Origin of the sequence: Capnocytophaga sp. FDAARGOS_737 (assembly GCF_009730375.1) — a bacterium.
Lineage (GTDB): Bacteria > Bacteroidota > Bacteroidia > Flavobacteriales > Flavobacteriaceae > Capnocytophaga > Capnocytophaga leadbetteri.
In genome coordinates this window covers 36,800-60,891 of the sequence record NZ_CP046316.1, presented here as the reverse complement: position 1 = coordinate 60,891, position 24,092 = coordinate 36,800, and the positions used below count along the sequence as shown (strand labels likewise).

Annotated in this window: 24 protein-coding genes, 1 tRNA gene and 1 pseudogene; 11 read left to right on the top strand and 15 right to left on the bottom strand. The window is 40.8% G+C overall.

Annotated features, from left to right (window positions below):
* Positions 1-113: 113 nt before the first annotated feature.
* The 6 genes from FOC45_RS00285 to FOC45_RS00260 all read right to left on the bottom strand — a co-directional run bounded on the left by FOC45_RS00285 (position 114) and on the right by FOC45_RS00260 (position 6,000).
* A complete protein-coding gene (locus FOC45_RS00285) occupies positions 114-449 on the bottom strand; it encodes an oligosaccharide flippase family protein (protein WP_155846577.1) in 336 nt (111 codons plus the stop codon).
* 74 nt (positions 450-523) lie between these two features.
* Positions 524-1,462 (bottom strand): Core-2/I-Branching enzyme, encoded by a 939-nt coding sequence (locus FOC45_RS00280; protein WP_009390848.1) that lies wholly within the window; start codon positions 1,460-1,462, stop codon positions 524-526.
* A 6-nt stretch (positions 1,463-1,468) separates the two neighbouring features.
* Entirely contained in the window at positions 1,469-2,569 is a 1,101-nt protein-coding gene (gene glf, locus FOC45_RS00275; protein ID WP_155846576.1) for a UDP-galactopyranose mutase, read from the bottom strand.
* A 17-nt stretch (positions 2,570-2,586) separates the two neighbouring features.
* Positions 2,587-3,435, bottom strand: coding sequence for an NAD-dependent epimerase/dehydratase family protein (locus FOC45_RS00270; RefSeq protein ID WP_009388341.1), 849 nt, complete (start codon positions 3,433-3,435; stop codon positions 2,587-2,589).
* Between the two features lie 11 nt (positions 3,436-3,446).
* Positions 3,447-4,766 carry a UDP-glucose/GDP-mannose dehydrogenase family protein gene (locus FOC45_RS00265; protein ID WP_155846575.1) on the bottom strand — a complete coding sequence of 440 codons (1,320 nt, stop codon included), beginning with the start codon at positions 4,764-4,766 and terminating at the stop codon, positions 3,447-3,449.
* A 145-nt stretch (positions 4,767-4,911) separates the two neighbouring features.
* Positions 4,912-6,000 (bottom strand): class I SAM-dependent methyltransferase, encoded by a 1,089-nt coding sequence (locus FOC45_RS00260; protein ID WP_009388345.1) that lies wholly within the window; start codon positions 5,998-6,000, stop codon positions 4,912-4,914.
* 299 nt (positions 6,001-6,299) lie between these two features.
* Between FOC45_RS00260 and FOC45_RS00255 the strand changes: the two genes are divergently transcribed.
* Positions 6,300-6,500, top strand: a complete 201-nt coding sequence (locus FOC45_RS00255) for a hypothetical protein (protein WP_155846574.1) — start codon at positions 6,300-6,302, stop codon at positions 6,498-6,500.
* 47 nt (positions 6,501-6,547) lie between these two features.
* Here FOC45_RS00255 and FOC45_RS00250 read toward each other — a convergent pair.
* A tRNA-Ile gene (locus FOC45_RS00250) sits at positions 6,548-6,624 on the bottom strand.
* 129 nt (positions 6,625-6,753) lie between these two features.
* On the opposite strand from FOC45_RS00250, the gene FOC45_RS00245 reads away from it, so the two are divergent.
* Positions 6,754-8,880 carry a DPP IV N-terminal domain-containing protein gene (locus FOC45_RS00245; RefSeq protein ID WP_009388352.1) on the top strand — a complete coding sequence of 709 codons (2,127 nt, stop codon included), beginning with the start codon at positions 6,754-6,756 and terminating at the stop codon, positions 8,878-8,880.
* A gap of 61 nt (positions 8,881-8,941) precedes the next feature.
* On the opposite strand, the gene murF is transcribed toward FOC45_RS00245, so the two are convergent.
* The 8 genes and pseudogenes from murF to FOC45_RS00205 all read right to left on the bottom strand — a co-directional run bounded on the left by murF (position 8,942) and on the right by FOC45_RS00205 (position 17,745).
* The gene (gene murF / locus FOC45_RS00240; protein WP_155846573.1) at positions 8,942-10,291 is read right to left on the bottom strand and encodes a UDP-N-acetylmuramoyl-tripeptide--D-alanyl-D-alanine ligase; all 1,350 of its coding nucleotides are present in this window, start codon (positions 10,289-10,291) and stop codon (positions 8,942-8,944) included.
* A gap of 89 nt (positions 10,292-10,380) precedes the next feature.
* On the bottom strand, positions 10,381-12,057 hold the full coding sequence (gene gldJ, locus FOC45_RS00235) for a gliding motility lipoprotein GldJ (RefSeq protein WP_009388360.1): 1,677 nt from the start codon (positions 12,055-12,057) through the stop codon (positions 10,381-10,383).
* Between the two features lie 202 nt (positions 12,058-12,259).
* Entirely contained in the window at positions 12,260-13,294 is a 1,035-nt protein-coding gene (locus FOC45_RS00230) for an inorganic phosphate transporter (protein ID WP_009388362.1), read from the bottom strand.
* Between the two features lie 79 nt (positions 13,295-13,373).
* Entirely contained in the window at positions 13,374-14,288 is a 915-nt protein-coding gene (locus FOC45_RS00225) for a hypothetical protein (RefSeq protein ID WP_009388364.1), read from the bottom strand.
* 39 nt (positions 14,289-14,327) lie between these two features.
* Positions 14,328-14,426: pseudogene (locus tag FOC45_RS12200) on the bottom strand (DUF421 domain-containing protein); the annotation flags it as partial.
* A gap of 45 nt (positions 14,427-14,471) precedes the next feature.
* Positions 14,472-15,404: a hypothetical protein gene (locus tag FOC45_RS00215; RefSeq protein WP_009388366.1), complete on the bottom strand. Its 933-nt coding sequence runs from the start codon at positions 15,402-15,404 to the stop codon at positions 14,472-14,474.
* A gap of 12 nt (positions 15,405-15,416) precedes the next feature.
* Positions 15,417-16,640 (bottom strand): 3-deoxy-D-manno-octulosonic acid transferase, encoded by a 1,224-nt coding sequence (locus tag FOC45_RS00210; protein WP_155846572.1) that lies wholly within the window; start codon positions 16,638-16,640, stop codon positions 15,417-15,419.
* Between the two features lie 313 nt (positions 16,641-16,953).
* Positions 16,954-17,745: an AraC family transcriptional regulator gene (locus FOC45_RS00205; protein WP_231121867.1), complete on the bottom strand. Its 792-nt coding sequence runs from the start codon at positions 17,743-17,745 to the stop codon at positions 16,954-16,956.
* A gap of 234 nt (positions 17,746-17,979) precedes the next feature.
* On the opposite strand from FOC45_RS00205, the gene FOC45_RS00200 reads away from it, so the two are divergent.
* The 9 genes from FOC45_RS00200 (at position 17,980) to FOC45_RS00160 (ending at position 23,992) form a co-directional block, all read left to right on the top strand.
* Positions 17,980-18,432 (top strand): cupin domain-containing protein, encoded by a 453-nt coding sequence (locus tag FOC45_RS00200; protein ID WP_009388372.1) that lies wholly within the window; start codon positions 17,980-17,982, stop codon positions 18,430-18,432.
* A 12-nt stretch (positions 18,433-18,444) separates the two neighbouring features.
* Positions 18,445-18,816, top strand: a complete 372-nt coding sequence (locus tag FOC45_RS00195; protein WP_009388377.1) for an MBL fold metallo-hydrolase — start codon at positions 18,445-18,447, stop codon at positions 18,814-18,816.
* 17 nt (positions 18,817-18,833) lie between these two features.
* Positions 18,834-19,736, top strand: a complete 903-nt coding sequence (locus FOC45_RS00190; RefSeq protein ID WP_009388379.1) for a radical SAM mobile pair protein B — start codon at positions 18,834-18,836, stop codon at positions 19,734-19,736.
* Positions 19,737-19,905: 169 nt separating this feature from the next.
* Positions 19,906-20,196: a DUF721 domain-containing protein gene (locus tag FOC45_RS00185; RefSeq protein ID WP_009388381.1), complete on the top strand. Its 291-nt coding sequence runs from the start codon at positions 19,906-19,908 to the stop codon at positions 20,194-20,196.
* Positions 20,197-20,200: 4 nt separating this feature from the next.
* On the top strand, positions 20,201-20,743 hold the full coding sequence (locus tag FOC45_RS00180; protein WP_009388383.1) for an N-acetyltransferase: 543 nt from the start codon (positions 20,201-20,203) through the stop codon (positions 20,741-20,743).
* Positions 20,744-20,749: 6 nt separating this feature from the next.
* Complete coding sequence (locus FOC45_RS00175) at positions 20,750-22,087, top strand: dihydroorotase (protein WP_009388385.1); 1,338 nt, start codon at positions 20,750-20,752, stop codon at positions 22,085-22,087.
* 1 nt (position 22,088) lies between these two features.
* Entirely contained in the window at positions 22,089-22,499 is a 411-nt protein-coding gene (locus tag FOC45_RS00170; protein WP_009388387.1) for a DUF4296 domain-containing protein, read from the top strand.
* Positions 22,500-22,513: 14 nt separating this feature from the next.
* Positions 22,514-23,185: a DUF4271 domain-containing protein gene (locus tag FOC45_RS00165; RefSeq protein WP_009388388.1), complete on the top strand. Its 672-nt coding sequence runs from the start codon at positions 22,514-22,516 to the stop codon at positions 23,183-23,185.
* A 57-nt stretch (positions 23,186-23,242) separates the two neighbouring features.
* A complete protein-coding gene (locus FOC45_RS00160; RefSeq protein WP_009388389.1) occupies positions 23,243-23,992 on the top strand; it encodes a uroporphyrinogen-III synthase in 750 nt (249 codons plus the stop codon).
* Positions 23,993-24,092 lie beyond the last annotated feature (100 nt).

The following is a 24,092-nucleotide window of genomic DNA, read 5'->3' as shown; positions in this document are numbered from 1 at the left end:
TATATATTTATAGAAACTAATGATTCTTCTATTACATTGGTAGCTATGATTATGCTAAATTTATAGTGGAAAAATTCAATTTACCAAAGTAGAACATCACATGGTCAATTCCGCTACTTGAAAAAACCAATAATGAAAGAGAATCTCATTGACACATATCCAAAAAGATAAATAATATAAGTGTGATCCATTTTGGAGAACGTATAAGCAGTCATCAGGAATAATGAAAATATCAGGAATAATATCTTGATAATAGTTACAGTAGTGATAATTTCATTCAACTTTTTAGGGTTATCCCTATTATCCCCTTTTGCAGCAGTAAAATTAAAACCAAAAATAACTAAAATGTTAAAATAAGTTACTACAGCCTGTACAAAGACCACAGTACCATATATTACCTCTCCTAAAGTCTTTACCAAATATGGATAAGTAACCAACGGAGTGATCATTGAAAAAATTTGCAGTGCTGACAAGTATGAAAAGTTTTCAATTATTTTCTTATGGTGTTTTAATTTTTTAATATTCACCTTACTGTAATAAAATTATCTATCATATCTAGAATTGGTTCTGTATCAAACTTTCTCGCAAATAACATATTTTCAGGCTGCTGAGATAGCTCTTCAAAGTTTCTTTCATCAAAGGTGAGAGGGGATTTTGCTTTCTTTCCCCAATTAGCATAAGTAATAGTAGGTTTTATTTGCTTTTCAGAATTATCAATTAGGCTGATAAGTGTTTGAAAAAACATTTCATCTGGCAACAAAGATACTTTATGATATTCAACAAATTCTTCCCTTTGAGCTATCAGTTCAAGTATTTTTGTTACTGTGTTATGACGAAAAGCCCACCAAGCGCTTCCTCCATATTGAGCTGAAAAAGGGTTCTTAGTTTTTTTGAAAAGTATAGAGAACAGCTTTCCATAGTTCTTAAAGGGTGAGAAATATAAGAATTTTAATAAGTTATAACAATATATAGCCACCTCTTGTGGTTTAAAAATATTAATGTCAAAAATAGAAAAAATAACTGCAAATCTTCCTTTTTTTGAGGAAAAGTTTATTTTTCTTGCTACAGTTCTCTCTCTATACCTTTTCCAACGTTCTTCAACTCTTGTGAACTCAATAAAATCGAAATTTTGGTTTTTTGAAAGATATTCTTTGATTGCTGTTTTACTCTTAATAGGGTAATCTTGTCCACTAAGCAAAATAGTATAACCATTATTTTTGTGTGCTACTACGCTTTTCATCGCATTGAGTGTAGCCTGTACTATACTGAAATCTCCCCAAACTACATCTACCCTATCTTCCAAAAATATCACATTCTCCTTTTGCAAGTACTTAAACTGTTCAATATTTGTTTTTAAGTCTATATGAACAAAGAATGTAGCTTCCTCATCGTCAAGCTTAGCAATAAGCCTTTCTAACTGTGTCGGACTTTTATGTGTGAGTATAATATAATTAATTTGCATTATTTTCTATATTATTGTTTTTACTTTTTGTATTGCTGAAGCAATTACTTGATGCATATCATAATACCTATACTCTGCCAATCGCCCTCCAAAGATAACATTTTTTAAAGCAGAAGATTTCTCTTTATATTTAGTGTATAGCTCTTGATTAACACTATTATTTACTGGGTAATAAGCTTCTTTTTCTCTATCCCAATTCTGAGAGTATTCTTTAGTGATAACTGTGTGCTTCTGTTTTCCAAATTCAAAATGTTTGTGCTCCACTATTCTAGTATAAGGGGTTTCTGCATCAGTATAATTCATTCCTGCACACCCTTGAAAGTTTTCAATCTCTAAAACTTCTGTTTCAAATCTCAATGAGCGATATTCTAGTTCGCCAAAGCAATAACCAAAGTACTCATCAATCTTACCCGTATATACTACAGTGTTAGCTATATTATCATAATAGTTCTTATTTTCAAGATAATCTACTCCTGTTTTAGTTTCAATGCCTTTGAGCATATTCTCTATAATAACATTATAACCACCTATAGGTATTCCTTGATACCTATCATTGAAATAGTTATTATCGAAAGTATAACGCAAAGGAAGTCTTTTAATTATAAAAGAAGGTAATTCTGTCGCTGGGCGCCCCCATTGTTTTTCTGTATATCCTTTGATGAGTTTTTCATATACATCACATCCTACTAACGAAAGAGCCTGTTCTTCTAAGTTCTTAGGAGAAGTAATACCACTCTCTTTTATCTGTTTTTCTATAATTTGCTGTGCTTCCTCAGGTGTGGTAACTCCCCATAACTGATAAAAAGTATTCATATTAAAGGGTAAATTATATAACTTACCCTTATAGTTAGCTATAGGACTATAGATGAAATGATTAAAGTCAGCAAACTGATTTACATAATCCCAAATACCCTTGTCATTAGTATGAAATATATGAGGACCATATTGATGTACTTGTATTCCTTCTATTTCTTTGCAATATACATTACCCCCTAAATGTTTTCTCTTATCAATTACTAAACATTTCTTACCTTTTTTAGTCATTTCACAAGCAAAAACTGCCCCAAAAAGACCCGCACCAACAACCAAATAATCGTATTCCTTCATAGCTTATCTATAATTTGCTAATTCACTAACTCTTCAATAAACTCTTTTATATGTCTCTTAGCTTTCCAGCCAAGCGCTTCTGTTTTTTGGGTAACTACTTCGGCAGTCATACGGTTGCCTTTTCGCTCTGGTAGCATCTGTATCTCACCACCAAATAACTGTGCAATTTCTAATACCGTATAAGTCTCAGGACTACCAATGCCATAGCCATCACCCTTGCCTTTCTCGCCTACGATAAGTAGTCCATCTACAATATCATCTATATGGGTAAAATTGCGCTGTTGCGTACCCGGACTTACTACGGTCAGGGGCTCACCTTTCTTCATTTTTTCAGTAAAAAGCGCAATAAGAGTGGCATATTTACCTGTGCGTATCTCACGCTTACCATATACATTATAAAAATATACAATAGCATATTCTAATCCATACCAATTACCATAGTTTTTTACAAGCTCAGTATTAGACGATTTGCTCCACGCATACGGACTCTGGTCTTTGCCTATTCCCCCATCACCAAACTTAGTACTGCTTCCTGCATATACTAGCTTACAATGGTGTTTACGACAGAACTCCAATACTTTCAAAGTTCCTATCTTGTTGAATAGCAACACCTTATCTATGTCTCCAAAACTTTGTTCTACACGCGAATATTCACCTAAATGGTATACAAGATTCGGAACAAAGTCTATCAATTCAAAAATATGTTCAGTACTACCCTCTATATAGGTAACGCCCTCCACGTGGTTGTCACGACTACCAGTAAAATAGTTGTCTAATGAATAGACTTCGTTATTAGGGTCTTTAGCTAAAGCTTCACAAAGGTTCGAGCCTACAAAACCTGCTCCTCCTGTTACTAATATTTTCATCACTCTTTTTTTTAAACTCCTATTTGTATATATTCAAATCCTTTAGTAGGTAAGTCAAAGGCATTGTATTGGTTGCGTCCGTCAAAGATTACCTTCTCTTTTAGCAATTTACTTATTTCATCAAAGTCTGGCACACGAAATTCTTTCCATTCAGTTAGCAATATCAAAGCATCTGCTCCTTTTAGAGCTTCGTATTTACTATCTACATAGGTCACGGGTATATCTTTTAGGTAGCATACCTTCGCCTCGTGTACTGCTTTAGGGTCATATGCCTGTACTTTTGCACCGCCTTTTACCAATTCTTTAATGATATAAATTGCAGGAGCTTCGCGCATATCATCAGTTTCAGGCTTGAATGATAAGCCCCAAATAGCAAAAGTCTTGCCTGTAAGGTCTTCGCCATATCGTTTTATCACCTTTTGAGCTATAACGTACTTCTGACGATTGTTTACATTATCTACCGACTCTATAAGTTCTGCTTTATAGCCAACTTCTTCTGCCAATTTCTTGAGAGCTAACACATCCTTAGGGAAGCAAGAGCCTCCATAGCCACACCCTGGGTAAATAAAACTATAGCCTATACGACTATCAGAACCTATACCAATGCGTACCTTATTTACATCTGCACCTACTCGTTCACAAATATTAGCTATCTCATTCATAAACGATATTTTGGTAGCTAACATTGTATTAGCAGCGTATTTAGTCATCTCTGCTGAACGAATATCCATTGTAATCATTCGTTCATTCTGCATATAAAAAGGGCTGTAAAGCTCTTTCATCTTCTTGAGCGCGCGTTCGTTATCCGCTCCTATTACCACGCGGTCAGGTTTCATAAAGTCTTCAATAGCTTTTCCTTCTTTTAAAAACTCAGGGTTTGACACCACGTGAAAATCATAATTCACTCCGCGTTTGTCTAAAGCGGCTTGCACAGTCGCACGTACTTTATCTGCAGTTCCTACTGGTACGGTTGATTTATCAACTATTATAAGTTCGCCTTCCATCGTTTCGCCTATAGACTGTGCTACTGAAAGCACATATTGTAGGTCAGCAGATCCATCATCGCCCATAGGGGTACCCACCGCTATAAAGGCTACTTCAGCCTCTTTAATAGCTTCAGCTATATTAGTAGTAAAGAACAGATTTTTATGAGCTACATTGCTCAGCACCATTTCTTCTAATCCAGGTTCATAGATAGGAATAACACCTTGTTTAAGTTTCTCTATCTTCTGTGTGTTTACATCTACGCAAGTTACTTTATTACCCATTTCAGCAAAACAAGTTCCTGAAACTAAACCTACGTAGCCCGTACCAATGACTGCTATATTCATTTTAATTTTAGTATTGTAAAAATTTTGCGACAAAGATACATACTTTACCTCACATTTCATAATTATGAGGCTACTTTTTTCAAAAGTTCAACAGTCGAATATTTATAACTAACTAATAACCAAAAGAGTAAATCAGTAAAACTTCTTATCGCCTGATTTTAAAAAGTGTATGACTATTACCACTGCCGAGGTGGTCATAAATAGCCTCTACTTTTAATCCTGCCCTTTCTACACAATCTATCATATCTTGAGAGTAGTACATCTTACTATTGCCATTTGCCATAACTGTAAAATACACACTTATCTGAGTTAGGCAATAAGCTCCTGTTTCGTGCTGCTGTCTATCCCAATAGGCTTCGAGTATATACAAACGGCTATCAGCAGTCATTGCCGTCGCCGCACGCTTTAGAATACTCGTTACCTCTTCAGGCGAAAAACAGTCTAAAAACTGACTCATCCATATCACATCAAAACCTGTAGGGAAAGGCACTGCAGGGTCTAGTAGATTAGCTGGGTAAGCATAAATACGGTCTGCTCCTTTTTTACCCTTTATATGTTCTTGCATAAGGCTGAGTTGTTGGGGCAAGTCCATAATGGTCACTTGCACTTTAGGATTGAAATCAACACAGCGCAGCGCAAAGCGTCCCGTATTGCCACCTACATCTAATAGAGTATGCACTTCCTCTTTGAAAATAAGATTTAAGGCATCGGCAAAAGAGTAATCAGAATAATAATGGTCAAAAGCAAACCATTTCTGTTGTGCCTCAGCGGGCAACTCTGAAAGTCCTTCGTAGATAGTAGGCCAAGAACCAAAGACTTTTAGCCCTGCTGGTTTGCCTTCTATAAGAGCCTCCTCTAAATGATTTAACCCTAAGTAGCACACCTCTTGCACAAAGTCCATATTCACCTGCGTAGTCTTGTCGCGCAACAAAAACCAGCCTGCTTTGGTTAGCAAAAAGCGGTCATCGCGCACTATTACTGTGCCTATTGATAAAGAGGCTTCTAAGAGTATCTGCACAGCGTAAGCACTCAACTTAGTAGCATCAGCTATCTGCTTGGGGGTGAGTCCTTCAGAGGCTTCTGATAAAGCACTAAAAACGCCAAGTTTGACCATTAGTCGCGACACTTGAAACGCAATAGGAGCAAACGCAATCTGCTGAGCCAAACGTTGTGCCTCAAGGGCTGTCAGCTGTTCGGTGGTATATCGTTTTTCTAAATCAGGTGTTAAGTTCATTTTTTTTAGTTTCTTAAAAGTGCCGCAAATGTAGTTAGAAGTTAGCAAATAAGCAAATTAGTAAACTGACTACCTCACCGAAGGATGAGCGAAGGATGAGCGAAGGATCAGCGAACAATAAGCGAAGGCTTACCGAATAATAACCTTTCTATCTACCTCATAGCCTCATTAACATAGTGTTATATTTTTGAAGCTTAATATTTCTTAAATAAATATTGTTATTTGTTAAAATATTTATACCTTTGCAGAAATTTCTTAAAGAAATCAAAAATGTATTCATAACAAAAACACATTATAATATGAAAACTCAACCTTTCACCATTTTGCTCATATTGAGCATTTTCATTGTCTTTTTATTGTACTGCTTCTATCTTTGCACACAAGTACGCTATTTTACTGATGCAATGATTACCGAAAACCTACCTATGGTATTAGGTAGTGCAGTAGGAATCTTTTTAATAGAACAACTACTGAAAGAAGGAAAGGCAGCAAAGCACTAATAAAAAAGGCTATCGCAAATATGCGATAGCCTTTTCTTTACCCCTTATGGTGGTCCCAGTTGGGCTCGAACCAACGACCCTCTGATTATGAGTCAGATGCTCTAACCAGCTGAGCTATGAGACCCTGTCTTTATCTTTTAAGACGGCGCAAAAGTAATACTAATATTTGATATGTGCAAATTTTATTTATATTTTTTTTGCATAATAATATCTTTTACGTACCTTTGCCTCTGTTAATTAACAGTTTATCATTATGAAAAAATTAATATCAGCAGCCTTATTTTCGCTGCTTATTTTTCCCTTTTGGGCTCAAAACCGCCCGCTTTCGGTAGCTGAAGCTATCTATTATGCTGTCAGAGATGATAGCCAACCAATGGGTTACCGTAGTCTTTCACCCGAAACCCTTAGATATCTACAATGGGTGAATGGCACTCAACATTATCTCTATGCCAGCGATACTGCTTACGAAGTCTTCGATGTGCAGGGTAAAAAAATAACCTCTTTCGGGGCAGCACCTTACTCTTCTATCGAATATATTGATAAAGACGAAGCTGTATTAGCACTTGACAATAAATATCAACGATACAACTATCACACCCAGCAGACTATAGCTGAAATTAGTCTGCCTGAAGGGGCTGCAAACAATGACTATGACTCTAAAAGCAAATCTATAGCCTATACTCTGAAGAACAATCTGTATATAGCTAACGAAACAAATCCTAAAATAGCTATTACTGCCTTTACTGACCCCAATATCGTTGCAGGAGGGGTTATCCATAGGAATGAATTTGGTATCCAAAAAGGTACTTTCTTCTCGCCCAAGGGCTCTTTGTTAGCTTTTTATCAGAAAGATGAAAGCCGCGTAGCCGACTATCCTTTGGTAGATATTACCACTACCCCTGCTGCCCTTAAGGCTATCAAATATCCTATGGCAGGGCAAGGTAGCGAGCAGGCAGCTGTAGGGGTGTACAACCTGCAAACTAAGAAACTTATCTATTTAGATATTGATACTAAAGATGAACATTTCTTAACTAACCTCGCGTGGAGTCCTGATGAAAAGTACCTCCTTTTAGCTGAAATAAACCGCGAGCAAAACCACTTTGCCCTAAACCGCTATGATGCTACTACAGGCAAAAAAGTGAACACTATTTTTGAAGAAAGCAACCCAAAATGGGTAGAACCAGAAAATCCTGCTGTCTTCTTGCCTACCTCTAACGACGAGTTTTTATGGCTTAGCGAGCGCGACGGGTTTATGAATGTATATCATTATAACACTAATGGAAAACTGATAAAACAGCTCACTCATTTCCGCTGGGTGGTACAAGATATTTTAGGCTTCGACAGCAAAGGCGAAAACTTCTTTATCGTAGGAACAGGGGCAGATCCTCGCGAGAAACAATGCTTAAAAATAAACCTCAAAAATCCTAAGAAAATAACAGCTCTCACCACTACCCCTGGTACCCACAAAGTGCAATTAAGCTCTGACGGAAAATACTTATTAGACACTTATTCAAGCATAAGTATCCCTAAGAATATCGACCTTATTAATACCGAAAAAGGTAGTGCTAAACGATTGCTAACAGCTGCTAATCCGTTAGAAGGTTTTGCTGTAGGAACTCCTGAACTGCTTACCCTAAAAGCAGACGATGGCACTACTCTCTACGCCAAAATGCACAAACCTCAGAACTTCGACCCTCAGAAGAAATACCCTGTACTTATATACGTATATGGTGGTCCTCACGCTCAGGAAGTTAAAAACTCTTGGGGAGTAGGTTCGTACCTATGGTTATCAGCTTTTGCTCAAAACGACCAGTATATCGTCTTCACCCTCGACAATAGAGGAAGTGAAAATCGCGGTTTTGCTTTTGAAAGTGTTATACACCGCCATTTAGGAGATTACGAGATAAAAGACCAGTTAGCGGGAGTAGCTTATCTGAAGAGTTTGCCCTATGTTGATGCAAATCGTATAGCAGTACACGGCTGGAGTTTTGGAGGGTTTATGGCTTCAAGCCTACTCACTCGTCACCCTGAAGTATTTCGCACCGCTGTAGCCGGGGGAGCCGTTACTGACTGGAAATATTATGAAGTAATGTATGGTGAACGCTATATGGACACCCCTCAAACGAACCCAGAAGGCTATGAAAACAGCCGTGTAGGCAAATACCTTGGGGGTCTTAAACGTCCTTTGCTTTTTATTCACGGTAGCGTAGATGATATAGTAGTACCACAACACCTAATGAGCCTTACTAAAGAATCGATTAGCAAGAATGACTTTATCGAGATGTTTTTCTACCCTATGCACGCTCACGGTGTAAGCGGTCTCGACCATATCAACCTAACAGAAAGAATCATCGACTATATCAAGAAACACAATCAGTAAAATTTGCCAATAAAAAAAGGCTGTCCAAAACTTTGGACAGCCTTTTTTTTGTTATCTGTAATTAACCATTTGTTATTAACCGTTCGAGAGCCATTCCTCTTGAGCCTTTGATGAGGATGAGGCTATCGGTAAAAGTGAGTTGCTTAAACGCTTCTTGAAATGCCTCGAAAGTTTCGTACTGCGGATAAGGACTCTTAGTTTGTGCAAAATGCTGACCTACTAAATAAACGCCCTCCCATTGGTGAGGGGTGAGACTATCTACTATCTGTTGGTGTTCAGCAGCAGCATAATCGCCTAATTCGAACATATCACCCAAAATAAGCACTTTCTTAGTGAAGTTAGGCATTGTCAGTACATTATGTATAGCCGCTGCCATACTGCTAGGATTAGCATTATAGGCATCGAGCAGTAGCGTATTAGTACCCCAAGCCATTAACTGACTTCTATTATTATGAGGGACATACTTCTCTATTCCCCTTTTGATTGCTGCTGCAGGCAGTCTGAAATAACGCCCAAAAGCTACAGCCGCTGCTATATTGTTGAAATTATAACTGCCCATAAGATGTGAAACAGCTATTGTTGCCCCTGAAAAACCTTTGATAGTTGTATCTATATAAGGGAGGTCTTTAGTGGCTGGTTCTTCCGTTTGCAATACTGACCCCTCACTAAAACGTATGCTCACAGGCTGCACTGCTACGCACGCTACTGGTACATTCACCTCATCAGTTGTGCCAAAGCTATAAACATTGGCATAGCCCTCTACTAATGACTGCTGTAGGGTATCGTCTGCGTTATAAATGATAGTCTTTTGGTGTGCCTTTAGGTAGTCGTACAGTTCTGCCTTTGTTTTGATGACTCCTTCAAAAGAGCCAAAGCCTTCTAAATGTGCCTTGCCTATGCTAGTGATATACCCATAGTCAGGTTCAGCAATACGGGAGAGGTCAGCTATCTCGTGTGGGTGGTTAGCGCCCATTTCTACAATAGCTATATCAGTTTCAGGTTTGATAGAGAGCAAGGTTAGCGGTACCCCTATAGCATTATTGAGGTTACCTTCAGTAGCCACTACCTGCATTGCCTCGCTTAACACTGACTTAATAAGCTCTTTAGTAGTTGTTTTGCCATTACTACCCGTTATACCTATGATGAGAGTTTTGAGTGTTCGACGGTGATAGTTAGCCAACTCTTGAAGTGCTAAAAGCACATCGGGCACTAATAGAGTTCTCTCATCTATCTGATAGGCAGGGTTATCAATCACAGCTAAAGTAGCCCCCTTATTTAATGCCTCTGCCGCAAAGGTATTGCCATCAAACGAAGCCCCTTTCAGTGCAAAGTAAATACTATTCGGAACTATCTTGCGCGTATCGGTACAAACGCCTGCTGAAGCTATAAATTGCTGGTAAAGTTCTTTCATTTCTTGTGTTTTGTATTTATAAAAAAACGCTGCAAATATAATCATTTTGCAGCGTTTTCAAATTTTATGTATCAACTTTTTTAAATCCGTTATCCGCGAGGAGTACGATGATTTGTCTTAGATTTTGAACCTACACGACTCATAGCATTGCGGAACCCAATATAGTCTGTTGCAATATATTGAGGTAAGTAACGACGTTGTGCTGGGTCAATCCAGAAAGCGCGATCTCTCCAAGAACCTCCTTTAAATACACGCACTTCGTCATCAATAAGTGAGGTACGGTCGTTAGAAGTATCGTAATCCTTACCATTAAGTTCTGTTCCTGGTTTTTTAGGTTTAGGAGCGTTGTACATAGAGTTAGTGTACTCTGAACCTTCAGAACCTAAATCATTTTGGTTGCGGAACTTACGTGTAGAGGCTTTATCACCATCGTTATAGCTACGGTTATCAGAGTGCGTAAAGTTATAACGTAGGTAAGTTTCGTTTGAGTCTACTGGCACAGTAGCTAAGTTACCAGGAAGGTTACGAGCTACTATTTTACCATTGCTAAGAGTATCGTATTTAATAGTCTCAGGGGTAACTACTACTTGCTTACCATCTTCGCCTATAGCGTGTTTCATATATACGTTACCACGATAGATGTTGAAGTCTGATACTTCATCGTCTATGATAGGACGATATACGTCAGCTACCCATTCTGCTACGTTACCAGCCATATCATACAAACCGAAGTCATTAGGCGGATAAGTTTTTACAGCTACTGTTATATCACCTTTATCATCAGACCAACCAGCTAATCCACCGTAGTCACCTTTACCTTGTTTGAAGTTAGCTAACTGCTCACCACGTGTTCTACGTTGAGTAGAGCGAGTGTATTGGCTATTCCAAGGATATTTTTTACGACCTTGTAGTGAGTTGTATTCGCGGATACCATTTAGAGCCTTGGCTGCGTATTCCCACTCAGCTTCAGTAGGAAGTCGGTACTCAGGCAATAAGATACCACTTGTTTGCTTAGCATAAGTCATTTGTCCGTCTTTACCACTAGCTTTTTTACCTCCCATTTCTCCTTGTATTTTACCACCATAGGTTTGTGAAGGAGTGTTTAGGTAAGTATCTGTGCTAAAAGTACTAGTAGCATCTACTTGGTAGCGAGCATCTTTAGCAAGGTAACCATCGCGCGAAAGGATAGCCTCATTCACACGGTCAGTACGCCAAGCACTAAATTGTACCGCTTGTACCCAGTTTACCCCTACTACAGGATATTCAGCAAAAGCAGGATGACGCAAATAGTTAGCCACCATCGCTTCGTTAGCACTTAGAGGGCTTCTCCATACCAATGTATCAGGAAGAGCACCTTTATAGATGTTCTTATATTGCTCTTCTTCTGGAGGAAAAACGCGTTTTAACCAATCGAGGTACTCCATATACATCTTATTGGTCACTTCGGTTTCGTCCATATAGAAAGACTGTACGTGTTGTTGGGTAGGAACGTTGTTCCAATCGTGCATTACGTTGTCTTGCACTTGCCCCATTGTAAAGGTACCTCCCTCTATCAACACAAGTCCTGGTCCTGTTTCTTGGTCTTTAAAGTCAGTATTATACTGGAACCCTCCCTCTTTGGCGTTGATTTTCCAACCAGTCGCACTAGAGATGTTCTTATCACCTTTACTCTTGCCTCCACAGCCTACTAATAGCAAGCCAGTAAGAGCCAAGCAAACAGGAACTTTTAATAAACTTCTTTTCATAGTAAAAACACTTGTTAGCATAAAAATTCGGGCGCAAGATACTACTTTTTTTTAATATAGTATCTTCCTTTCACTATTTTAACGCTATATTTAATATTATTTTTTTACAAAATTTGTTTTATACAGCTGTAAATCAGCTATATACAATTATATTTAGCCTCGCATTTTTCTTGAGTAACAAAAGCAAAATACGCTACATTTTAACAATTCTTTAAGTCTTCTATTAGAGCATTTTGAGCATATCAGCCAAAAAAATGAGCAATAGCGACAAGAAAAAAGAGATAATAGGGGCTATCATCCACATAGTGAAAAAGCGCTTCACTTGCGTTTTTCTGAATATGTTTTTATGCCCCATTTTGGCAACACCTATCCCCAATATAGCTGCAACATTCACCTGTACCAAAGAGGTAGGTATCCCTTTGATGAGTGATGCCAGAAGCAGTAAGCTACCCGATATAAAAGCGATAATTACCGCTTCGAACTTACCAAAAAGAATAATCTCTTTACCAGTATTCTTTAATATTTTATGTCCGAAAAGCGACGCCCCTATACCAAAACAAGGTGCTACTACAAGGGTGGCAAGCATCAGTATAACTATATGGTCGCTCTCGCGTATGTTCAGCTCGTTGATGGTCATCGTGTAGAGAGGGCCTGCCGCATTGGCTACGTTATTAGCCCCTATCGCAAATGATACGTAGACAGCCATCACCACTAACACTATATCCCAAATATGCTTTCTGTTCTCATTCTGAGCGCGCTGTATGGTAAGTCCGCGTCGCCGCATAGGCTGGTAGATGTATTTTCCGCAGAAATAACTCAAAAAATAGGATATAACAGGCAGTATAAACCACGCAGGGATAATCTCAGCAAAAAGTACCTGCGTATCGAGCTTGCCAAAATATACCGCAGGCGCTGCCAAAGCTAATACCGCCGCTTGGCTGGTAGACTGCGGTATGCCTGATATATTGGAAATCAGCATTGTAACAGCTATAGAAAACAAGGCAATCGATACGACCATAAAGGTCATATACTCCGATGGCAAAATGCCACTACCCATAGTGCCTGCTGTCTTTTTGCCTGCCAAAAACGCCCCCACAAACACTACTATACCAAATAACCCTGGGATAATCGACTTGCGGATAACATTAGCCCCGTAAGCAGCCGAGAATGCAGGTGCTGTACCACTCCCCCCCATAGTGATAGCCAATGCCATCGCTGTGATAAAAGGAATTAATAGTTGATTATATATAGGAGTCATCTGTTCTTATGAATGTTCTTGGTAAAAACGTCCGGCAAAAATACAAAAAAAATGACAATAAACAATTAAGAATTGATAATTAACGCGATTTTATCATTTTCGTAGCAAAAATAAAAATAAGGACTACTATGCAGCCCATTACCCACCAAAGCAACTGTTTGCTGTCCGCCTTTTGAGTAGTGGGGGTAGCGGTATAAGAGGTAACCACTGGTCGCTGATTGGTGACCTCGCCAAAAGAGAGGGCAGCAGGGTGGGCAGGAATATCTTTAGGGAAGTGGGTGATGTCGTACACCGGAGCGTAATCGCCTTGCTTGCCATACGCCAAATAATAGGTGTAGTCGGCACTACCAAAGCGCGCCTTGAGGGTGTAAGGCACCGCACTGACTACTATCTCATCTATAGGTAGCGGCTGATTATCGGCATTGTCAATAATTATCTGTATATATTTAATGAGTTGGGTACGAAAGTAGAACGCATTGGGCGTTTTAGAGCTGAGCACATCAGAGAAAAGCAAGGTACTGTCCTCATTATAGGGGTCACTTTCTTGCGAAGAGCTATAGCGTTTGAGCACTTTTACTTTTCTGAAATAATCGTAGTTGGCGTTGATAGTAAAAGCTATTTTGGAGAGCCGCAACGTATGGGGTAGCGCAAGGCTGATAAGAGTTTGTTTCTCTTTTTTGAGCTGTTGTACAGCAAAAGGCACTGATAGCTTTTGGGCTACACTATCGGTATATGAAGTGCGCGACTCGGTATTGATATAGTTAGTTTTATCAATACTATAAGGCACCTCAATAGTGTCAGTAGCCGATACGCCATAAATACGCAGGTCGTCATAGCCGCTCTCTAAGTGCTGAAAGACGGTACTAGGTAGGGAAAGCTGATGCCAATGATGGGGCTGCACCCCTTGTAGCTCCTGACGATAATGGTAACTTTTGAGCTGCGCTTGCCCTTGTGATGCGCACAACAAGGCTAAAAACAAATATAAATACTTCATAATTTGGCGATTTGTCAATTTGTCAATTTGTCGATTATTTTAGTTTGCATAGGGTATGACCTTTATTTGTCCACTCTCGTACTCAGCTAAAAATACCTCAGCAGGAGTATTATAGCCTGCCTTTTGTAGTTCTTCGAGGGGCAAAAATAAGCATAATTAGGAAATTAGCAAGCTAATTAAAATCTATTTTTTCTTGCGAAAAAGTGCCTTAAAAGCAGTAATTATAAGAGAACCTATCATTATTATAGTTACCCATATCAGGAAAGCACCAAAACTTCGTCCTCTGTATTCGTATTTCTTGCGTATCTTTGCTGAAACTGAGGTCTCATCGGGGGTTGGAGGGGCAAAAGGTATCTTAAAAAGTACCTCTTTTTCGCCCAAAGTGACCTCTGAAGATACTTTTGAGGGTACACGTTCTGGCAAATCGTAGGTTTTAGGGTCTTCGCCAAAGCCTCCGTAAGCAAGATAATAGGTGTACTGGTCGCCCGCAAAGCGTATATACACAGCGTAAGTGTAGCTTTTTAGGCTGACCTTGCTAATAATAAGCGGCGATTTGCCACTATCGTCAATGAGGAGTTCTGCTTTGTGCAAATAAACAGGCTCGAAAGCTAACGTATTGACCAACTGCGGCATCAGTTTGCCTTGATAAAGCGTCTTGGGGCGGTCGCAGTGGGGGTTGAGGAGGGTAAGCCCCTCGCACATAGTGAGCTGTACCTGTCGCTCGCCTTTGAATACAGGCGATACCTCTATCTGCAATTCGCTTACTTTTAGGCTATTAGGTAATAAAAAACTGAGGTGGGAGGTCTGCCGTTTGGCATCGGAGCGGTAGTTGAAATTGATGGACTGCAAGGTAAGGGTACTATCGCCCCATACAAAAGGCACCTCGATAGTGTCGCGCTCGGAAATGCCGAAAATACGAATGTCCTTCCCTCTTGGGGTGAAGGAATCGCCGTGGATGTGGGGTAAATAGCGGTCAAAAGCGGCAGCAGGCAAGACCAGTCGCTGCCAAGTGTTGGGCTGCACGCCTTTGAGCTCTTGCCTAAGCGCATAGCCCGAAAACTGCCCCCAAAGCGGCGCAACCGCTAAAAGCATTATGGTCTGTAGTAAAGCTTTCATTTGCAAAAATAATTATTGGCAGACGGATAAAAAGGCTTGGGTGGCACCTTGTTTTTCTGTTATGTAACGGCTGTTGATGGCTCCGATAGCAGCGCGCTTGTCCGCTGAATTTATTAGGCTATCCATAGCTATGGCAAACTGCTCAGGACTGCTAATAGAAAGCACTCCGCCTAAAGCGACTAACTCTTTGGCTTCGTTGAACTTGCTGTAATTCTTGCCAATGAGAACCGGAATGCCAAAGACGGCAGGCTCTAAAACATTGTGCAAGCCTGTACTGCCCATACCGCCACCTACATAGGCTATATCAGCATAACTGTATACCTTAGTGAGAATGCCAATGGTGTCGATGATAAGCACCTCGTAATCGGCTAAGTTAAGCGTGTCTTTCTCGGAGAAAAGCGCTACTTTGCGGTCTAACTTCTGTTTGTTGTGCTTTAAAACGGCTATCTCATCAGGATGGATGTTATGGGGCGCTATAATGAACTTCACCTTGCCCTTACAGCTATTGAGGTACAACAAATACACCTCTTCATCGGCAGGCCACGAACTGCCAAACACCACACAAAGAGCATCGCCTTTGAACTGCTCGACAAAATCGAGGTGGTTATCGCGGGTTAGAATCTCGGCTACACGATCGAAGCGGGTATCGCCCCCTACCGTAACATTGGTAAAGCCTAAGCCGTTCAACAGTTGCTTAGACAGGTCGTTTTGGACAAAAAAGTGAGTGAAACAGTGCAAACAACGGCGCATAAAGCCTCCATAAGGCTTAAAAAAGGCTTGACTGGGTCGGAATATGCCCGAAAGGAGGTAAGTTGGCACATTTGCCTTATGAAGTTGCGACAAATAGTGCCACCAAAACTCGTATTTGACAAAAACAGCCATAGTAGGTTGCACCATTTGCACGAAACGGCGGGCATTAGCAGGGGTATCTAAGGGTAAATAGACTACGATATCGGCATCGGGGGTGTTTTTTCGCACCTCATAGCCCGAAGGCGAAAAGAAGGTAACTAGCACCTTATAGCCCTGTTTTCGGAGAGCTTTGATAACAGGCAAGCCCTGCTCGAACTCGCCTAAAGAGGCGGTATGTACCCATACGTAGCGGGCTTGGGGGTCAAGCTCAGTGCTGAGGGTCGCCCATACGGATTTTCGTCCGCTGACGAACAGACGTATTTTCTTGCTGAAAAGCGCCACAATAGGGAGGATTGCCCTAACGAGGTATATGGATAATGTGTACATTAATTTTAGTGAATTGCTGATGGTGGCAAAGGTAATAAGTTCGGGAGAAAATACAAATATTTTTGGAGATATTGTTTGATACATCCCCCCCTGCCCCCTTCAAAGGGGGAGATGCGATGGTCAGTATAGATGAGCATTAGGAGATGACAATTTTTTCGGTCTTCCTATATATGTTCCTATATCGTTTATATAGGGTAAATGGCTATAGAAAATTTTTCTGCTTATTGCTGAATGGATAGCGGCACTTGAGCAGAGATATCTCTGTTTCAAGTGCCGTTCGTTTATTGGTAAGTTTTTGCGTTTAACCATTTTTCTATTCTTCGGTAAACTGTTGTCCTTTATATTCTTCTTTAAACTCCGTAACCGTCTGTCCTGTTTGTTTTTTGAAGAAACGCATTAAATGTCCTGGCTCTGAGAAATTAAATTCGTATGCCAATTCACTGGTGGTTTTGTCAGTGAAGAGTATTTCATTCTTGATTTCTGCAAGCAGACGTTGTTTGAGCAGATGTATGGCCGTTTGCCCATATTGTGCTTGTACAGAAGCATTCAATGTAATGCGGCTGATGTTCAGCATGGCTGCATAGTCGGCCACTTGCTGGTATTGGCGAATATGTTTCTCTAAGAGTTGCTTGAACATAAAGGCATGGTGGTTCTTGGGAGCATCAAAAGGCAGATGGTATTGAGCAGAATACCTACGATTAAGGGTCATAAGCAGATAATGAAGCAAGGATACGATGATGTGATAGCTATCGGCAAGAGGATGGTTGAGTTCTTCTTTTATCCGCACAAGCAAACGCTCGTATTCTTGTTGTTCTATAGCAGTAGCCAACAGATAGGGTGGGAAATCTGTTTGGTAGCAATAAAGCAAACGATAAGTAAAGAAAGGATCGGCAAGATAGGTTGAAAGAAAGTCATCACGAAAAACAAGGAAACGATAATCGGTTTGGCTTTCATTAATATGCCACTCTTGATGGATGTGCGGCGAAAGTATCAGCACCGTATTGTCTTTCAACGCGATATGTTGAAAGCCATAACGCAGCCACCCAGATGCTTTCCTGAAGAAAAACAACTCGAAAAAGTTAGTTTTGAAACACGGATACTCCATCAATACACCACGCAACCGCTGGTGTGTATCAGTATTGAGGTTGAAGTCTACACCACATTCCGTTTTGCTGAAGGGAACATATGTAAGTTCTTTGGGACTAATCGCTAATTTCATGGGACAAATGTATGAAAAATAAACGAGTTATCAAAATGGTAGAACATATATTGTTAATGGTAGAATGCGTCTTTGTTTTATGCCCTACCTTTGCACCCGTAATCAAAAACAAATATTATCATGAAAGAAATTCAAATTGTAGAAAAAGGTGAGAACTTCACCACGGTGAACGTAGGTAAGTTGAATGAAATTAAGGAATATGAGTTGGCTATGGGCAATTTCTCTATCCCGGGAAAGATGTTTGCTGGTCATGCATTGCAAGCGACAGGCGCAGAATTGTCTTTCCAAAGTCTTGCCGCTGGGCAGGATTATGGCACACGCCATGCCCATAAAACCCACGAAGAGCTTTATTTCATTCTTAAAGGTGAAGGCATTTTCGATGTAGATGGCAAACGATTTCCCATTTCGGAGGGAAGCATCGTGAGAATTGCGCCCAATGGCAAACGCGCTTTCAAGAACACAGGTAGCAGCGAAATGCTCGTGCTTTGTGTACAATATAAGGCAAATTCGTTCTCTGATGATGATGAACCACTGAAAGATGCTATTATGCTGGAAGCCAATGTTAAACTTTAATTTTAATAAACAATGAATATCCAGCAAATAAGAAATGCAACGATAATCGTTGAATATGGGGGAAAGAAAATTCTGATAGACCCTATGTTGGGAAAGAAAGGCTGCATGCAGCCTTTCCCCTTTAGTAGAAATCAACACCTGCGCAACCCACTTCATGAACTACCTTTAAATGGCTTTCGCTTAGGTGGACGCGTTATTATGAACGATGAAGATGTGGTAAAAGTTGCTGCAGCTACACCTAATGCAAAGCTATTTGTGACGCATCTTGAAGGCGTAAACCATAATAGTGTGACGCGTGAAATGGTGAGAAAGCGTGCTGAAGCAGCTGGAATATTAAATCGTGTCTTTATTCCCGAAGATGGAGAAAAGGTAGAAAATTTATAAAAAATAAAAGAATAAATATGACAGAAACACTCATTGGAACGAAAGAGGTGCGCAGCATCATAACCAAGTCGAACCTCCCTGTTGGTGGTTATTCGGTGAATCCATACGTGGGTTGCACCCATGCTTGCAAGTATTGTTACGCCTCATTTATGAAGCGCTTCACAGGACATAAAGAAGAATGGGGCAGTTTCTTAGACGTGAAGTATTGGCCTGCAATCAAGAATCCGAAGGAATATGCCGGACAACGGGTAGTTATTGGGTCGGTGACCGATGGGTATAATCCCGAAGAAGCAACTTTCGGCAGGACACGTAAACTGCTTGAAGAGTTCAAAGACAGCGATGCAGAAATACTCATTTGTACAAAGAGCGACCTCGTGTTGCGTGATCTTGACCTGTTGAAACAAATGAAGAAAGTTACCGTATCGTGGTCAATCAACACGCTTGATGAGACATTTCGTGCCGATATGGACAAGGCCGTGAGCATAGAGCGACGTATCGCAGCCATGCGAAAGGTCTACGAGGCGGGCATCCGAACAGTTTGTTTTGTGTCGCCTATCTTCCCCGGCATCACCAATTTCAAAGCTATTTTTCAGGAAGTGAAAGATATTTGCGACCTCTTTTGGCTTGAGAACCTCAATCTGCGGGGTAGTTTTAAGGCTAACATTATGGATTATATCAAATCACACTATCCCCATTTGTTCCCACTTTATGAAGAAATCTATCTGCATAAAGACCGAACATATTGGAAGCAATTGGAGCAAGAAGCCGCGAAAATGGCGCAGGAGGCTCAATGTAAGTATGTGGATAATGAATTGCCTTACGAACGAAGTCCAAAAGGACATCCCTCGATAGTGAATTATCTTTATCACGAAGAAATCAGAGGGTCAGAAAATACGGGTAAAAGGAATGTTATACAATAAAACAGATGTGTATCTCTACTGTTGTTTGAAAAAGCCTGTCCAAATCATCTAAGAGTCTATCTTCTCTTATCTTCTTGTCAAAAAATTAATCTCCTTTGTATGAGCTAATTACATTATTTTTTGTAGTTTTGCTTTTTATTCATAATTTTGCGCCAAAATACACTTTCTTATGGACGCTAATACCCATACGCTCGGCGAAATGGTACGCCTGTATATTCAGCAAAATAACCTCAGCTACGGGCTCTATCGCGCGCAGCTGCCCACCCTTTGGGCTGAACTGATGGGGGCTCCGGTAGCTAAGTACACCTCGTCGGTAGCACTGAAAGGAACTACCCTTTTCGTACGGCTGACCTCGCCTGCCCTCGCCCAAGAGCTTAGCTATGGGAAAAGCAAAATAATAAGTAACCTCAACGAAGCCCTCGGTAGTGAGGTTATACAAAAACTGGTTTTCTTACACTAATACTATGATACGTAACGCTACTCCGACCGATGTCCTTGCCGTTGCCCCACTGATGTTTCAGGCAATGGAGGAAATCGTCTATAAAATGATTGGCAAACCCCATAAAGAAGAGGCTATCGCCCTGCTGGCACAGCTATTCGCCCAAAAAGGGAACCAATATTCGTACGAAAACGCTTGGGTATATGAGGAAGCGGGTAACGTAGTAGGGTCGGTTATAGCCTACGATGGGGCGCAATTGCACGCCTTGCGCGCTCCGGTATTGGCACTTATCCGCAGTAGCTATGGTATAGATATTGTACTTGAAGATGAGACCGCCGCTGGCGAACTGTACATAGATACGCTAAGCGTATTGCCCAGAGCCCAAGGGCGCGGGATAGGCTCGAAGCTTGTACGCCACCTATGCGAGGTGAGCTCGCAGCCCTTAGGACTATTAGTAGATGTGAATAACCCTGAAGCTGAACGCCTCTACAGTAGGTTGGGATTTGAATACACCAATCATCAGGAACTTGCAGGAGGAGTATATAAACATTTGATACTAAAAATATAACGCCTTATGAAAACCCTAATAAAAAACGCAACGCTCGTGAATGAAAACGAGCTACAAGTGGCTGACCTCTTGATAGAGGATGAGCGCATCAGTAGGATAGGTGCTAACCTTCATCCGAAGGGAGATTATCAGGTAATTGACGCTACAGGTAAGTATCTGCTGCCTGGAGTAATTGACGACCAAGTACATTTTCGCGAACCTGGTCTTACCCACAAGGCTACTATCGCTACCGAAAGTAGAGCCGCTGTAGCTGGAGGCGTTACTACTTTCTTTGAACAACCCAACACCGTACCCCAAACGGTAACCCTTGAACGCCTCGAAGAAAAATTCGCTATCGCTCAGAAAAGTTCGTTTGCCAACTATTCGTTTTTCCTTGGGGGTACTAACGACAACCTTGAAGAACTAAAACGCTTAGACCCTAAGGCTTGCGCAGGGGTGAAGCTCTTCTTAGGTTCGTCGACCGGCAATATGTTGGTAGACAACGAGAAGACTATAGAGGCGATTTTTAGCAATGTGGATTTGGTAATTGCTGCTCACTGCGAAGATGAGGCAACTATTAGAAAAAATCTGGCTCACTATCAGGCGCTATACGGCAATGATATTCCGATAGACCTGCACCCACATATACGCAGTGCTGAGGCTTGCTATCTGTCGTCATCGCGCGCTATCGCTTTGGCTAAAAAGACAGGAGCCCGATTGCACGTGTTCCACCTTTCGACAGCTGCCGAAACGGAGCTTTTCCGCAATGATATTCCGCTAAAAGACAAGAAGATAACTGCTGAGGTATGCGTGCATCACCTTTGGTTTACGGCTGATGATTACGATACTCGTGGGGCACTCATCAAATGGAACCCTGCGGTGAAGACAGCTGAAGACCGCGCCGCCCTATGGCAAGCCCTCTTAGATGACCGCCTTGATGTTATCGCTACTGACCACGCTCCTCATACGCTAGAAGAAAAGCAGCAAAAAGGCTATACGAATATCCCCTCTGGCGCTCCGCTAGTACAACACTCGTTAGTGGCAATGCTCGAAAAGGCACACAAGGGGGTTATTTCGCTTAAAAAGATAGTAGAAAAGATGTGTCATAACCCTGCTATCCTCTTTGATATAGAAGACAGAGGTTACCTACGCGAGGGCTATTACGCAGACTTGGTGCTGGTGGATATGAACGCTCTGTGGACGGTACAAAAGCAAAACTTGCTGTACAAGTGCGGCTGGAGTCCGCTAGAAGGACAGCAGTTTCACGCAAAAATAGTGAGCACTTTCGTAAACGGACAATTAGCTTATAACAACGGGCAGGTATGCCCTACCCCTTACGGACAACGCGTAACCTTTAACCGATAATATGAAGAAAATCATTTATATAATAGGGCTGCTGAGCTTAGTAGCCTGCAAAAAGAATATAGTGCCTAAACCTGACCACTTTTTGGACGAGCGCCAGATGGAGTCGTTATTGTACGATTTGGCGTTATTAGAATCGATGAAAGTATCGGAGTCGCATACCTTAGACTCGCTGCAGTTTGACGCTAAAGCGTTTATCTATAAGAAATACGAATGCGATAGTACGGCACTGGCGCAAAATATGGTGTATTACGCTTCTTTTCCGAAGCAATACGACCAAATAGTGCACAGGGTAGATGAACGGATGAAAGCACAACGCGACAGCCTTAATAAGGCAATGCAGAGCGCTCCGCCCCTTGAGCCTAACATACCCAAAAGACCTCCCCTACCGCCTTTGGATAGTATTCACCCCTAAAAAAACAAAAACGATTGGAACCTATTACGCTACATCATTCGTACCTGACGTGGGTATTCCCCGCCTTCCTGCTTATCTTTGGGTTGGTGGCTTTCCTTCGTGCGTTTTACCCGAAGCATTTTGCTGACTATGAGCGACTATTAGTAAACAATAAGTACATAGCTATTTACGGCAAAAAGGAGCGCAAGTTGCATCTTTTTACAGTAGTACTCTACCTAATGCAGTGCGTGTGTTTGGCGCTGCTCATCTACGTAGGAATGAAACACTTTGGCATTAAGAAACTCTTTAGCGAGCGGTTTATGTTTTTGGAGCTGACCCTATCGGTAACAGCCATACTGATGCTGAAGCTGGTGATACAGCAGTGGGTAAGTAGTCTTTTTGACCTTTCGGACTTCAGCAATGACTACATTTTTATACGTATAGCCTACTCATCATACGCTGCAATAGGGGCTGTTTTGGTGCTTTTTATAGGTGTTTACAGCTCATTAGTAAGTGTAACCCTGCTGGCAGTGCTATTTATTATACTACTAATTATCAATGCTTTAAGCTGGGTAGAAATTATTAAAAACAATCTAAAAGAAATAAAACCCTATATTTTCTATTTTATTTTGTATCTTTGCGCCCTTGAAATCGCACCCTACGTGTTTCTTATCTACGGGGCAAGGCTGGTGATAACACATCAGTAGTAGTGTGCTTTTTTTAAGTAAATTAAGAAGACTTATAGAGTGTAAAGAAATAAATTTATGAAGGTAAAATCAATTTTAGTATCACAGCCAGAGCCTAAAGCGGAGAACTCGCCATACTCTCAGATTATCGAAAACCACAACGTAAAGGTAGACTTTGTGCCCTTTATAAAAGTAGAAGGTATGACGGCAAAAGATATTCGTATGCAGAAAATTGACCTTACCAAGTTTTCTGCCATTATCCTGACCAGCCGCAAATCGGTAGACCATTATTTTCGTATAGCTGAAGAAATGCGCTTTAAAGTGCCGGATACGATGAAGTACTTTTGTCAATCAGAAGCTATCGCATTTTATCTGCAGAAATATATTACCTACCGCAAACGCAAAATATACGTAGGCAAAAAAGAGTTCTCGGAATTATTGCCTATACTGAAGAAATACAAAGATGAGAACTTTCTTTTCCCTGGGTCTGACTCGCCTAAGCCTGAGGCTACCGCAGCGCTGAACGACCTGAAAATAAAATGGGAACGCGTGGTATTCTACCGCACCGTGTATTGCGATATTTCGGCTATCAAAAACAATAAATACGATATACTTACATTCTTCTCGCCTGCGGGTATCGAGGCTCTTTTTAAGAGTTTCCCTGACTTCTCGCAGAAGAAAACCAAAATAGCTGTGTATGGAGATGCAACCCTAAAAGCGGCTGAAGAGGCTGGGCTTGTTATTGACATCAAAGCGCCCTCACCTGAAAGCCCTTCGATGACCGTAGCCCTTGACCACTACATAGGTAAGATGAATGGGAAGAAGTAATCGGATAATTAGCTAATTTGGCGATTTGCCAATTTGGCGATTTGTCGATGAGATGATTTTAAAAATTAATAACATTGCTGGCGTTTAGATGCTGGCAATG

What these genes read in the sequence shown, in the direction of transcription:
- FOC45_RS00285 (WP_155846577.1), bottom strand. Translation starts at nt 449, where the DNA reads ATGATCACTCCGTTGGTTACTTATCCATATTTGGTAAAGACTTTAGGA.
- FOC45_RS00280 (WP_009390848.1), bottom strand. Translation starts at nt 1,462, where the DNA reads ATGCAAATTAATTATATTATACTCACACATAAAAGTCCGACACAGTTA.
- glf (WP_155846576.1), bottom strand. Translation starts at nt 2,569, where the DNA reads ATGAAGGAATACGATTATTTGGTTGTTGGTGCGGGTCTTTTTGGGGCA.
- FOC45_RS00270 (WP_009388341.1), bottom strand. Translation starts at nt 3,435, where the DNA reads ATGAAAATATTAGTAACAGGAGGAGCAGGTTTTGTAGGCTCGAACCTT.
- FOC45_RS00265 (WP_155846575.1), bottom strand. Translation starts at nt 4,766, where the DNA reads ATGAATATAGCAGTCATTGGTACGGGCTACGTAGGTTTAGTTTCAGGA.
- FOC45_RS00260 (WP_009388345.1), bottom strand. Translation starts at nt 6,000, where the DNA reads ATGAACTTAACACCTGATTTAGAAAAACGATATACCACCGAACAGCTG.
- FOC45_RS00255 (WP_155846574.1), top strand. Translation starts at nt 6,300, where the DNA reads ATGAAAACTCAACCTTTCACCATTTTGCTCATATTGAGCATTTTCATT.
- FOC45_RS00245 (WP_009388352.1), top strand. Translation starts at nt 6,754, where the DNA reads ATGAAAAAATTAATATCAGCAGCCTTATTTTCGCTGCTTATTTTTCCC.
- murF (WP_155846573.1), bottom strand. Translation starts at nt 10,291, where the DNA reads ATGAAAGAACTTTACCAGCAATTTATAGCTTCAGCAGGCGTTTGTACC.
- gldJ (WP_009388360.1), bottom strand. Translation starts at nt 12,057, where the DNA reads ATGCTAACAAGTGTTTTTACTATGAAAAGAAGTTTATTAAAAGTTCCT.
- FOC45_RS00230 (WP_009388362.1), bottom strand. Translation starts at nt 13,294, where the DNA reads ATGACTCCTATATATAATCAACTATTAATTCCTTTTATCACAGCGATG.
- FOC45_RS00225 (WP_009388364.1), bottom strand. Translation starts at nt 14,288, where the DNA reads ATGAAGTATTTATATTTGTTTTTAGCCTTGTTGTGCGCATCACAAGGG.
- FOC45_RS00215 (WP_009388366.1), bottom strand. Translation starts at nt 15,404, where the DNA reads ATGAAAGCTTTACTACAGACCATAATGCTTTTAGCGGTTGCGCCGCTT.
- FOC45_RS00210 (WP_155846572.1), bottom strand. Translation starts at nt 16,640, where the DNA reads ATGTACACATTATCCATATACCTCGTTAGGGCAATCCTCCCTATTGTG.
- FOC45_RS00205 (WP_231121867.1), bottom strand. Translation starts at nt 17,745, where the DNA reads ATGGAGTATCCGTGTTTCAAAACTAACTTTTTCGAGTTGTTTTTCTTC.
- FOC45_RS00200 (WP_009388372.1), top strand. Translation starts at nt 17,980, where the DNA reads ATGAAAGAAATTCAAATTGTAGAAAAAGGTGAGAACTTCACCACGGTG.
- FOC45_RS00195 (WP_009388377.1), top strand. Translation starts at nt 18,445, where the DNA reads ATGAATATCCAGCAAATAAGAAATGCAACGATAATCGTTGAATATGGG.
- FOC45_RS00190 (WP_009388379.1), top strand. Translation starts at nt 18,834, where the DNA reads ATGACAGAAACACTCATTGGAACGAAAGAGGTGCGCAGCATCATAACC.
- FOC45_RS00185 (WP_009388381.1), top strand. Translation starts at nt 19,906, where the DNA reads ATGGACGCTAATACCCATACGCTCGGCGAAATGGTACGCCTGTATATT.
- FOC45_RS00180 (WP_009388383.1), top strand. Translation starts at nt 20,201, where the DNA reads ATGATACGTAACGCTACTCCGACCGATGTCCTTGCCGTTGCCCCACTG.
- FOC45_RS00175 (WP_009388385.1), top strand. Translation starts at nt 20,750, where the DNA reads ATGAAAACCCTAATAAAAAACGCAACGCTCGTGAATGAAAACGAGCTA.
- FOC45_RS00170 (WP_009388387.1), top strand. Translation starts at nt 22,089, where the DNA reads ATGAAGAAAATCATTTATATAATAGGGCTGCTGAGCTTAGTAGCCTGC.
- FOC45_RS00160 (WP_009388389.1), top strand. Translation starts at nt 23,243, where the DNA reads ATGAAGGTAAAATCAATTTTAGTATCACAGCCAGAGCCTAAAGCGGAG.